Annotated in this window: 7 protein-coding genes and 4 pseudogenes; 7 read left to right on the forward strand and 4 right to left on the reverse strand. The window is 69.5% G+C overall.

Annotation, left to right across the window (positions count from 1 at the left end; translation table 11 throughout):
* Positions 1–2: 2 nt before the first annotated feature.
* The 5 genes and pseudogenes from manD to AC0IX7_RS15730 all read left to right on the forward strand — a co-directional run bounded on the left by manD (position 3) and on the right by AC0IX7_RS15730 (position 6,215).
* Entirely contained in the window at positions 3–1,214 is a 1,212-nt protein-coding gene (gene manD, locus AC0IX7_RS15710; RefSeq protein ID WP_471812746.1) for a D-mannonate dehydratase ManD, read from the forward strand.
* Complete coding sequence (locus AC0IX7_RS15715; protein WP_471812747.1) at positions 1,211–2,500, forward strand: MFS transporter; 1,290 nt, start codon at positions 1,211–1,213, stop codon at positions 2,498–2,500. Before manD ends, AC0IX7_RS15715 begins: the two co-directional genes overlap by 4 nt.
* Positions 2,497–3,907: pseudogene (gene uxaC, locus AC0IX7_RS15720) on the forward strand (glucuronate isomerase). Before AC0IX7_RS15715 ends, uxaC begins: the two are co-directional and overlap by 4 nt.
* Positions 3,904–5,361, forward strand: a complete 1,458-nt coding sequence (locus AC0IX7_RS15725; RefSeq protein ID WP_471812748.1) for a mannitol dehydrogenase family protein — start codon at positions 3,904–3,906, stop codon at positions 5,359–5,361. Before uxaC ends, AC0IX7_RS15725 begins: the two are co-directional and overlap by 4 nt.
* Positions 5,362–5,436: 75 nt before the next feature.
* Positions 5,437–6,215: pseudogene (locus AC0IX7_RS15730) on the forward strand (DUF72 domain-containing protein).
* A 54-nt stretch (positions 6,216–6,269) separates the two neighbouring features.
* Here the strand turns inward: AC0IX7_RS15730 and AC0IX7_RS15735 are convergent.
* The 4 genes and pseudogenes from AC0IX7_RS15735 to hemC all read right to left on the reverse strand — a co-directional run bounded on the left by AC0IX7_RS15735 (position 6,270) and on the right by hemC (position 9,094).
* Positions 6,270–6,422: a hypothetical protein gene (locus tag AC0IX7_RS15735; RefSeq protein ID WP_471812750.1), complete on the reverse strand. Its 153-nt coding sequence runs from the start codon at positions 6,420–6,422 to the stop codon at positions 6,270–6,272.
* Between the two features lie 111 nt (positions 6,423–6,533).
* Positions 6,534–7,166, reverse strand: a complete 633-nt coding sequence (locus tag AC0IX7_RS15740) for a hypothetical protein (RefSeq protein ID WP_471813998.1) — start codon at positions 7,164–7,166, stop codon at positions 6,534–6,536.
* A 433-nt stretch (positions 7,167–7,599) separates the two neighbouring features.
* Positions 7,600–8,181: pseudogene (locus AC0IX7_RS15745) on the reverse strand (uroporphyrinogen-III synthase); the annotation flags it as partial.
* 7 nt (positions 8,182–8,188) lie between these two features.
* On the reverse strand, positions 8,189–9,094 hold the full coding sequence (gene hemC / locus AC0IX7_RS15750) for a hydroxymethylbilane synthase (RefSeq protein WP_471812751.1): 906 nt from the start codon (positions 9,092–9,094) through the stop codon (positions 8,189–8,191).
* A 61-nt stretch (positions 9,095–9,155) separates the two neighbouring features.
* Here hemC and tsaD point away from each other — a divergent pair.
* Positions 9,156–10,183 (forward strand): annotated as a pseudogene (gene tsaD, locus AC0IX7_RS15755) (tRNA (adenosine(37)-N6)-threonylcarbamoyltransferase complex transferase subunit TsaD).
* Between the two features lie 11 nt (positions 10,184–10,194).
* Positions 10,195–11,172, forward strand: coding sequence for an NAD(P)H-dependent glycerol-3-phosphate dehydrogenase (locus AC0IX7_RS15760; RefSeq protein WP_471813911.1), 978 nt, complete (start codon positions 10,195–10,197; stop codon positions 11,170–11,172).
* Positions 11,173–11,177 lie beyond the last annotated feature (5 nt).

The raw sequence follows: 11,177 nt of genomic DNA on the forward strand, positions 1-11,177 counted from the left end.
CGATGCCCAGAATCGTTTCCGCTCGCGTCATCGTCACCTGTCCGGGGCGCAATTTCGTCACGCTGAAGATCGAATGCGACGACGGCACCACCGGGCTCGGCGACGCGACGCTCAACGGCCGCGAGTTGAGCGTCGCGAGCTACCTGACCGATCATGTCGTGCCGTGCCTGATCGGCCGCGATGCGCACCGGATCGAGGATGTCTGGCAGTATCTCTACAAGGGCGCGTACTGGCGGCGCGGTCCGGTGACGATGGCGGCGATCGCCGCGGTCGACACCGCCTTGTGGGACATCAAGGGCAAGCTCGCCGGCATGCCCGTGTACCAGTTGCTCGGCGGCGCGGCGCGCGATGCGTGCATGGTCTACGCGCACGCCAACGGCACCACGATCGAGGACACGATCGCCGTCGCCAGGGCGGAGCAGGCCAAGGGCTACAAGGCGATCCGGCTGCAATGCGGCGTGCCGGGGCTCGCCTCCACCTACGGCGTCGCCAAACATGGCGCGCGCTACGAACCCGCCGATGCGGACCTGCCGAGCGAGAGCGTGTGGTCGACCGAGAAATACCTGCGCGTCGTGCCCGAACTGTTCAAGGCGGCACGCGAGGCAATGGGCTGGGACGTCCATCTGCTCCACGACATCCACCACCGCCTGACTCCGATCGAGGCGGGGCGGCTCGGCAAGGCGCTCGAGCCGTATAACCTGTTCTGGATCGAGGATCCGACGCCGGCCGAGAACCAGGAGGCGTTCAGGCTGATCCGCCACCACACGACGACGCCGATCGCGGTGGGCGAGGTGTTCAACTCGATCTGGGACGCGAAGGACCTGATCCAGAACCAACTGATCGACTATATCCGCGCGACCGTCGTGCATGCCGGCGGCATCACGCACCTGCGCCGGATCGCGTCGCTCGCCGACCTGTATCAGGTGCGGACCGGCTGCCATGGCGCGACCGACCTGTCGCCGGTGGCGATGGCGGCGGCGCTGCATTTCGGGCTGTCGGTGCCCAATTTCGGCGTGCAGGAGCATATGCCGCACACCGACGAGACCGATGCGGTCTTCCCGCACGCGTATAGCTTCGACGACGGCATGATGCATCCGGGGGAGGCACCGGGGCTCGGCGTCGACATCGACGAGGATCTCGCCGCGACTTACGACTATAAGCGGGCTTATCTGCCGGTCGCGCGTCTCGAGGATGGCACGCTGTGCAACTGGTGAACGGGGCCCCCACCGCTGCAGCACTCGAGAAACCACGTGGCAAAGTCCGCTGGATCGTCTGCGCGCTGCTCTTCGCCGCCGTCGCGCTGAGTTATATCGACCGGCTCGTCTTGCCGGTGCTCAAGCCCGAACTTCAGGCGCGCTACAACTGGAGCGAGCAGGGCTATGCCGATCTCGCGATCGCGTTCCAGGCCGCATACGGCATCGCCTATGTCCTGTTCGGGCGGTTCGTCGACCGGGTCGGCGCCAAGATCGGCTATGCGGTCGCGGTGACATTGTGGACGATCGGTCATGTCGCGCACGCGCTGTTCACCAGTGCCGGCATGATGATTTTCGCGCGCATCCCGCTCGCGATCGGCGAGGCCGGTGCATTCCCCGCCGCACTGGCGGCCGCGAACGAATGGTTTCCGCAACGCGAGCGGGCGCTGGCGATCGGCATCTTCAACGCGGGCTCGAACGTCGGCGCGATCCTCACGCCGTTGATCGTGCCGGTGATCGCGGTGACGTTCGGCTGGCGGATGGCGTTCATCGCGACCGGCGCGCTGACCGTGATCTGGCTGGTCGCCTGGCTCGCCTTCTACCGATCGCCGCGCAAGCACCCGCGCGTCACGCCTGAGGAACTGGCCTGGATCGAGGCCGATCCGGTACCCGCCGCCAAGCCGGTCCGCTGGCGCACGCTGCTGCGCCTGCGCCAGACCTGGGCGTATATGCTCGGCCGGTTCCTGATCGATCCGGTGTGGTGGACCTTCCTGTTCTGGCTGCCCGACTTCTTCAACCGGCAATACGGCGTGAAGATGCTCGATTTTGGCCCGCCGTTGGTCGCGGTGTACATGCTGGCCGATGTCGGATCGGTCGCGGGCGGCTGGTTCTCGTCGCGGCTGCTGGCACGCGGCCAGACGCCGAACCGCGCGCGAAAGACCGCATTGTTCGCCTGCGCGTTGTTCGCTTTGCCGATCATCTTCGCCGCACAGGCACCCGGATTGTGGTGGGCGGTCGCGGCGATCGGCTTGGCCTGCGCATGCCACCAGGGCTTTTCCGCCAACGTGTACGCGATCCCCGGCGACCTGTTCCCGCGCGGCATGGGGGGATCGGTGATCGGTCTCGGCGGGCTGGCGGGGGCATTCGGCGGCATGCTGATGGCCAAGTTCGCAGGCACCATCCTGGCCGGCGTCGGCAGCTATGGACCGATCTTCGTGGTCGCCGGATGCGCCTATTTCGTCGCGTTGCTGGTTATCCACCTGCTCGTCCCGCACTATACCCCCGTCGATCCGGAACGCCTCGCATGACCCATCCGCTACGCCTCCACCCCGATCGCCTGTTCCCCAGCGATGGCCGTATCCGCGACATCGCCCGTGCTTTGCATGCGGGTGTGAAGGACCTGCCGATCGTCAGTCCGCACGGCCATACCGATCCGGCATGGTTCGCGCGGAACGAGGCGTTCAGCGACCCCGCCTCGCTGCTGATCGTCCCCGATCACTATGTATTCCGGATGCTCTATAGCCAGGGCGTGCCGCTCGACGCGCTCGGCGTGCCGACCGTCGACGGCAGCACGACCGAAACCGACCCGCGCAAAATCTGGCGCATCTTCGCGGAGAACTACCCTCTGTTCCGCGGCACGCCGTCGCGGATGTGGCTCGACTGGGTGTTCGCCGAGGCGTTCGGGATCGACGTCCGCCTCGAACCCGCGACCGCCGACCTGTATTACGATACGATCGACGCCGCGCTGAAGACGCCAGCCTTCCGCCCGCGCGCGCTGTTCGATCGGTTCGGCATCGAACTGATCGCGACCACCGAAAGTCCGCTAGATCCGCTCGATGACCATGCCGCGATCCGCGCGAGCGACTGGAACGGCCGCGTCGTCACCGCCTATCGCCCCGATCCCGTCGTCGACCCGGAGACGCCGGGCTTCGCCGCCAACGTCCGCCGCCTCGGCGAGACCGCGAACGAAGATGTCGGCAGCTATGCGGGCTATCTCGCCGCGCACCGCTTCCACCGCGCCCGCTTCCGCGATGCCGGCGCCACCTCGACCGATCACGGCCACCCCTCGGCGGCAACCGCGGACCTGACACCCGCCGAAGCGGAAGCGCTCTATGCCCGCGTCATGGCGCAGCCGACCGCCGCGGAGTCCGAACTCTTCCGCGCACAGATGCTGACCGAGATGGCGGCGATGTCCGTCGAGGACGGCATGGTGATGCAGCTCCACCCTGCCGTCTCCCGCAGCCACAACGCCTCGGTGCTCGCACGTTTCGGTCGCGACAAGGGCGGCGACATCCGCTCCCCGGCGAGTTCGTCCGCGCGCTGAAACCCTGCTCGACCGGTTCGGCAACGACCCGGCGCTGACGCTGATCCTCTTCACGCTCGACGAGGACACCTACTCCCGCGAACTCGCCCCGCTCGCCGGCCACTACCCGTCGTTGCGGCTCGGCCCGCCCTGGTGGTTCCACGATAGCCCGGAGGGCATGCGCCGCTTCCGCGAACGCGCGACCGAGACCGCCGGCTTCTACAACACGGTCGGCTTCAACGACGACACCCGCGCCTTCCTCTCGATCCCCGCGCGTCACGACGTCGCGCGGCGGATGGACTGCGCGTTCCTCGCCAAGCTGGTCGCGGAACACCGGCTCGAAGAGTACGAAGCCCACGAGGTCGCCCGCGCGCTCGCCTATGATCTGGTCAAACAGGCGTACCGGCTGTGAGGCTGTCGGCCGCCACGCTCGACCGATTGCCCGCCGCCGTCGCGCGGCCAACCTACGACCGGTCGCGCGTCAAGCGCGGCGTGGTGCATCTCGGCATCGGCGCATTCCACCGCGCGCATCAGGCGGCGGTGTTCGAACAGGCGCTGGCGGCGGGCGATCTGCGCTGGGGCATCACCGGCGTATCGCTGCGATCCGCCGGCGTCCGCGACCAGTTGGCGCCGCAGGACGGGCTCTACACGCTCGTCGTCCGTGACGGCGAGGGCGAGCGGTTGCAGGTCGTCGGCGCGGTCATGGACATGCTCGTCGCGCCCGAGGATCCGGCCGCGGTGGTCGCCGCGCTCGCGTCGGCCGAGACGCATATCGTCACGCTGACGATCACCGAGAAGGGCTACAAGCTCGACCGTGCGACGGGCAAATTGCAGGCCGGCGATACCGATGTCGCGCACGATCTGGCCTCGCTCGACGCGCCGCGGACCGCACCCGGGTTCCTCGTTGCAGGCCTCGCGGCGCGCCATGCGGCGGGCACGGGTCCGTTGACGATCCTCTCGTGCGACAATCTGCCGCACAACGGCACGCTCTTGCGCGACGCGGTGCTGGCGATGGCGGCGGCGCACGATGCGGACCTGCGCGACTGGATCGCCGCCACCGTGACGTTCCCGCAGACGATGGTCGACCGGATCGTGCCCGCGACCACGCCTGCCGATATCGCCGCGCTGGCGGAGACGCTGGGGGTCGAGGATCACGCGATGGTGAAGGCGGAGCCGTTCACCCAGTGGGTGATCGAGGATCGCTTCGCCGGCGAACGCCCCGATCTGGCGGCGTTCGGCGTGCAACTGACCGATGCGGTGGCACCGTGGGAGGACGCGAAGCTGCGGATGCTCAACGGCGCGCATTCGGCGATCGCGTACTTGGGCGGACTGGCCGGATTCGACTTCGTCCACGAGATCGTCGCGCAGCCCGCGGCGCGCGCCTTCGTCGAGGCGCTGTGGGACGAGAGCGCGACGACGCTCGATCCGCCCGCCGCGCTCGATATCGCGCGATACCGGGCGGCGTTGATGGCGCGCTTTGCCAACCCCGCGCTCCAGCACCGCACCCGCCAGATCGCGATGGACGGCTCGCAGAAACTCCCGCAGCGCCTGCTCGCCCCGATCGCGGACCGTCGCGCGAAGCGGCAGTCGGTCGATGCGCTGGCCCTGGCCGTCGCCGCCTGGATGCGCTGGCAATCGGGGGTAACCGACGCGGGCGAGACGTTCGCGATCGACGACCCGATCGCCGACCGCCTCGGCGCAGCGGTGTCCGGCGCGACGACATCGACCGAGCGCGTCGACGCGTTGCTCGGCCTGCTCGCGTTCCGCCCCGATCCCGACCTGCGCAGCGTGCTGGTCGCCAATCTCGACCGGCTCGAACGCAGGGGCGCGGTGGCCGCGCTCGCATCGTTCGGCGAAACCGCATGATGCGCGGCTGAGCACGCATACGCCATCGCCAACCCGGTCCCGACGGCGCTACACTCGCCGGCATGACGATCAGAGATCGGTATTGGTGGCTGGACCTACGAGCCGTGGCGCGGGACCTTCTATCCCGAAAAATGGCCGCAGAAGCGCGAGCTCGACTATGCCGCCGAACGCGTCACCGCGATCGAGATCAACGGCACTTATTACGGCAGCCAGAAGCCCGCGACCTTCGCATCCTGGGCCAAGGCGGTACCCGACGGGTTCGTCTTTGCGCTGAAGGCCTCGCGCTACTGCACCAACCGGAAGGTGCTGGCCGACGCGGGGAGTCGATCGCGAAGTTCACCGGGCAGGGGATCGTCGAATTGGGCGACCGGCTCGGGCCGATCCTGTGGCAGTTCATGGCGACCAAGAAGTTCGACGCCGACGACTTCGCCGCGTTCCTGAAACTGCTGCCCGCCAAGCAGGACGGCCTCGTTCTGCGTCACGCGATCCAGGTCCGGCACGAAAGTTTCGCGGTGCCGGAATTCGTCGCGATGTGCCGCGCGGCGGGCGTCGCGATCGTGTTCGCGCAGTCCGCCGAATACCCCGCGATCGCCGACGTCACCGGCGATTTCGTCTATGCCCGGCTGGAGGATGCCGAGGAGCGTTTTGTCGCCGGCTACGCCCCGACCACGCTCGACGACTGGGCCGCCAAGGCGAAGACCTGGGCGGCGGGCGGCCAGCCGGACGGGTTGCCCTATGTCGAGGACACCGCCCCGGCGAAGACCCTCCGCGAGACGTTCGTCTTCTTCATCAACGGCGCCAAGGTCCGCGCGCCCCATGCGGCGATGGCGCTGATCGAGCGGGTAGCCGGTTGACTTGGTCCGGTCGGCAGCGAGCATATCGTCGCGCGTGATCCCGGCGATATCGCGCTAGAGTCGTCGCAGCAGGATCACGGCGATCTGTTCCCTGTACAGTGCGGCAAGGCTGAGATGCATCTCCATCACCTGCGCGGTCAGCGCCAGGGTGGCGAGCTGGATATGGCGCCCATGCCAGAGTTCTAGGTCCTTGGGACTGCGGGGCATGACCGGGTTCATGGGCGCAGGTTGGGCTCGGCGGGTTAATCTCGTGCTAGCAAGTCGCCAGCAATGATAACAACTTAGATCAACACCACACCCGAAACGACGTTTGCCCGCTTATATGCCGGCGGCGCCCTCGTCCGGCGTCGTCGTTTCCACGACCGGCGGCGGGATAATCACGGGCGCCGGCTGCGGCTGGCCCGCCTGGCCGATCAGCGCGGTATTCTCGATCACGTCGAGCGCCTGGCGTGCGGTGACGTAGCGCCGCGCGGCGTCCATCCAGTTGCTGGCCTGCGCCGCACCCGGCAAGCGCGCGACCTCGGCCCGTGCCGCCTCGACCTGGCCCGCTTCGAGGAGCCGGCGCACGCGCGCGAGGCGGTCGGCGGGCATTGGGGAGGGCGTGCCTGCCTTGCGCAGTACCACCAGCAGATCGATCTGGTGCTGGATCGTGTCGAGCCAGCCTTCGCCGGTCGAGGTCGTGATGTCGGGTGCGATCGTGTCGAGGCCCTGGCGCAGATCCTCCAGCGTCACCGGCTGGCGCGCGGCCTGGATCAGCAGCATCGTCGCGCGCGGCTGGGCCTGGCCGAAGCGCAGCCGCAACTGCTCCTCGAGATAGCCGAGCCCGACCCCGCGATCGAGCGCACGGCGTGCGGCGAACGCGACCATCAGCCCTTCCGCACGCGTCGCCTGTCCGCCGGCTGCACTCGCATCCGTCGTGATCGCCGCGGTGCGCGCCTCGAGCGCGGCCAACTGCGCCGCCAGCGTTGCTCTCGCGCGTCGCCAGCACCGCGGTATCGACCGGCGCGGCCGCCTGCGGCTCGCCGTCGGGGCCCAGCGGCTGCGAAGGAATATAGCCGGTCGCGGACGACGACGCCTTTTGCTGCGCCGTCGTCGCGGCGGCGGTCGAACGGGTGAAACCGAACCACGGCACGGTCTTGGCCGCATACGCCATCAGCGCGAGACCGGCGATGAACGCAAGGCCCACCAGCGCAAGGAGGATACCCATTCTGGGTCCGCGTGCCCGTGGGCGATCGGTCGGCACGTAGTCGCTCATGGCGTGCTTATCCCCGCCGCGCGCGCGCTGGTCAATCGCGCGTGTGTTCGCGGACGCAGCGGCCATCGCGACGACCGCCGAATCGCTCGGTTCCGGGGCGATCGCGGTGCTAGCCCAGCCCGTTCCGGCCGCGTTGCCGACCGCCCGGCTGATCGCGACCAGCGCGATGCGGGAGCGATCCGCGGCTGCCCCATCGACCAGCTCGGCCAGCCGCGCGGCGGCGCGCGCGGAATGCACCAGGACCAGCGCATCCTCGAACGACCGCGCGACGTCCGCCGGCACCGGGACGGCCTTGCTCGCATAGACGGTGACCGCCTCGACGCCGTCCTGGGTCGGCGCCCGCTCGCGCCCGGCGAGATGCAGCAACCGCGCGAAACCCCGGTCCCGCGCCTCGGCCACCACCGCGCGTGCATCCTCGCCGCCCGTCACCGCGACCGCAAACCCGGCCTCGCTCGCCGCGGCCGCCGTCGCCGTGCCGACCGCGACGACCGGAAACCGCTTGAACAGGTCCAGCCCGGTGCCACCATGCCGTACCGCGTTCGCGCTGGTCAGCAACAGTCCGTCGAACCCGGTCGGATTGGGCGGCGTCCAATAGACCGGCACCACCGCGAACAGCGGCACCTGCCGCACTTCCAGCCCACGCGCGCGCAAGGCGTCGGCGGTGCGCGTGTTGCCCGGTTCCGGCCGCAGCACGACGACCATGCGGGTCATCGGGGCATCATGCGGAGAACAGCCGCCTGACGCTGGCCGGCGCACGCGCGAGCAGATCCTCCGCGAGTGCCGTCCCGAGATCGTCCTCGACCGTGCCCTCGATCGAGCCCGCGACGTCGCACGCGCCGTCCTCGGCGATCAGCTCGGCGCGCAACGTCAGCGTCTCGCCCGCGAGCGAGGCCAGCGCCGCGACCGGCGAATGGCAATCTGCCCCCAGCCGTGCGAGCAGCGCCCGCTCGGTCAGCACGCACGCACTCGTATCATGGTGGTCGATCGCCGCGACGATCTCGCCCGCCGCGCTCCCGGCGAGCACCTCGACCCCGACCGCACCTTGGGCTGGCGCGGGCAACATCACATCGGTCGGGATCGCATGCCCGTCGTCGCGCCCGAGCCGGTCGAGTCCCGCCGCCGCCAGCAGCGTCGCGTCCATCTCGCCGCTCGCGACCCGGCCGAGCCGCGTGTCGACGTTGCCGCGGATCAGCACGATCTCCAGGTCGGGCCGCAGCCGGAGCATCTGCGCGCGTCGCCGCGGCGAACTCGTGCCGACCACTGCATGCGGGCGCAGATCGGTGAGCGTCTCCGCCCCGATCAGCCGGTCGCGCACGTCGGCGCGTGGCAGCATCGCCGCAATCTTCAGCGTCGCGGGCCGGATCGTCTCGACGTCCTTCATCGAATGCACCGCGCAATCGATGTCGCCATCATGCAGCGCGCGATCGAGTTCCTTGGTCCACAGCGCCTTGCCGCCGATCTCGGCCAGCGCGCGATCCTGCACGCGGTCGCCGGTGGTGCGGATCACGACAATCTCGACCGCGTCGTCCGCCCAGCCATGTGCCGCGCACAGTGCATCGCGCACCATGCCCGCCTGGGTGAGCGCCAGCGGCGAACCGCGCGTACCGAGCCGAAAACGAGTCATCCTGCGCGCCATGCAGAAAGGGCAGGGCTTCGACAAGCTTCGCGCACCCCTATACAGGTGTATGATGATCATCCTCGGTATCGAATCCTCCTGCGACGAAACCGCCGCCGCGCTCGTCACCGGCGACCGCCAGGTCCTCGCGCACCGGCTGTTGGGACAGGAGGCCGCACACGCCCGTTCGGCGGCGTCGTCCCCGAAATCGCCGCGCGCGCGCATGTCGAGGCGCTGGAGCCGCTGATCGTCGCGGCCCTCGCCGATGCGAAGCTGACGCTCGCCGACGTCGACGCGATCGCCGCGACCGCCGGGCCGGGGCTGATCGGTGGCGTCATGGTCGGGCTGGTAACGGGCAAGGCGCTCGCGCACGCCGCGGGGAAACCGTTGATCGCGGTCAATCATCTCGAAGGCCACGCGCTCTCGCCGCGGCTGTCGGACCCGGATCTCGAGTTTCCGTACCTGCTGCTGCTGGTCTCGGGTGGCCATTGTCAGTTGCTGCTGGTCGAAGGCGTCGGCGCGTACCGGCGGCTGGCGACGACGATCGACGACGCGGCAGGCGAAGCCTTCGACAAGACCGCCAAGCTGCTCGGCTTGGGCTTCCCCGGCGGCCCCGCGGTCGAGCGCGCCGCCGCGCTCGGCAACCCGAAGGCGGTCCCGCTGCCACGCCCGCTCAAAGGCTCGGTCGAACCGCATTTCTCGTTCGCCGGCCTCAAGAGCGCGGTCGCGCGCGTCGTCGGCCAATATTCGCCCGAGGACTTGGCCGCGTCGTTCCAGGCCGCGGTCGTCGACTGCCTGATCGACCGCACGACCAAGGCGTTGCGGACCTCGCACGGCGCCTCCGCGCTGGTCGTCGCCGGCGGAGTCGCAGCGAACACCGCGGTCCGTGGCGCGCTGCTAAAGCTCGCCAGCGATCACGGCCTCCGCTTCGTCGCGCCGCCCTTGTGGCTGTGCACCGACAACGCCGCGATGATCGCCTGGGCGGGCGCCGAGCGCTTCGCCGCCGGCCTCACCGACCCGCTCGATGTCGCTGCCCGCCCGCGCTGGCCGCTCGATCCCAATGCCGAAGCGGTGCGTGGTGCAGGGGTGAAGGCATGAAGATCCCCGCTATGAAAATAGGCGTCATCGGCGGCGGCGCCTGGGGCACCGCACTCGCACAGGTCGCAGCGCATGAAGGTCGCGACGTGATCCTCTGGGCGCGCGAAACCGCGGTGGTCGAGTCGATCAACGCTGCTCACGAGAACACCCTGTTCCTCGCGGGCGTCGCGCTCTCCCCGGCGATCCGCGCGACCGACGACCTCACTGCGCTCGCCGACATGGACGCGATCCTCGTCGTAGCCCCCGCGCAACACGTCGGCAGCGTCCTCGCCGCCGCCCCGGTCGGCCGCATCCCGCTGGTCCTGTGCGCCAAGGGCATCGAGGCCGGCAGCAAGCGGCTCGTCGGCGAAGTCGCGCGCGCCGTCCACCCGGACGCGCCGATCGCCGTGCTCTCCGGACCCACCTTCGCGCACGAAGTCGCCGCCGGATTGCCCACGGCCGTGACGCTCGCCTGCGAAGATGCCGACCTCGGCGAACGCCTCGCCGCGCGGTTGGCCGCCCGTCATTTCCGTACCTACGCGTCGACCGACGTCGCCGGCGCGGAGATCGGCGGCGCGGTGAAGAACGTCCTCGCGATCGGCTGCGGCGTCGTCGAGGGCGCAGGGCTCGGCCAGAACGCCCGCGCCGCGTTGATCGCCAGAGGGTTCGCCGAAATGACCCGCTTCGGCCTGGCCCGAGGCGCTCGCGCCGAAACGCTCGCAGGCCTGTCGGGGCTGGGCGACCTCGTCCTGACCTGCTCCTCGACCAGCTCCCGCAACTTCTCGCTCGGCGTCGGTCTGGGGAGAGGCGACTCCGCCGCCACCCTCCTGTCCGACCGCCGCACGGTAGCAGAAGGCGCGTTCACCGCCCCCGTCCTCCGCGAAGCTGCGCGAGACGCCGGCGTCGACATGCCGATTACCGAAGCCGTCTGCCGCCTGTTGGAAGGCGCCCCGGTAGGCGACGTAATCGGTGACCTGCTGGCGCGGCCGTTAAAGGGCGAGGCGGGTTAAACTCA

The organism is Sphingomonas sp. AC411, from assembly GCF_979253035.1.

What these genes read in the sequence shown, in the direction of transcription:
- manD (WP_471812746.1), top strand. Translation starts at nt 3, where the DNA reads ATGCCCAGAATCGTTTCCGCTCGCGTCATCGTCACCTGTCCGGGGCGC.
- AC0IX7_RS15735 (WP_471812750.1), bottom strand. Translation starts at nt 6,422, where the DNA reads ATGCCCCGCAGTCCCAAGGACCTAGAACTCTGGCATGGGCGCCATATC.
- hemC (WP_471812751.1), bottom strand. Translation starts at nt 9,094, where the DNA reads ATGACTCGTTTTCGGCTCGGTACGCGCGGTTCGCCGCTGGCGCTCACC.
- AC0IX7_RS15760 (WP_471813911.1), top strand. Translation starts at nt 10,195, where the DNA reads ATGAAAATAGGCGTCATCGGCGGCGGCGCCTGGGGCACCGCACTCGCA.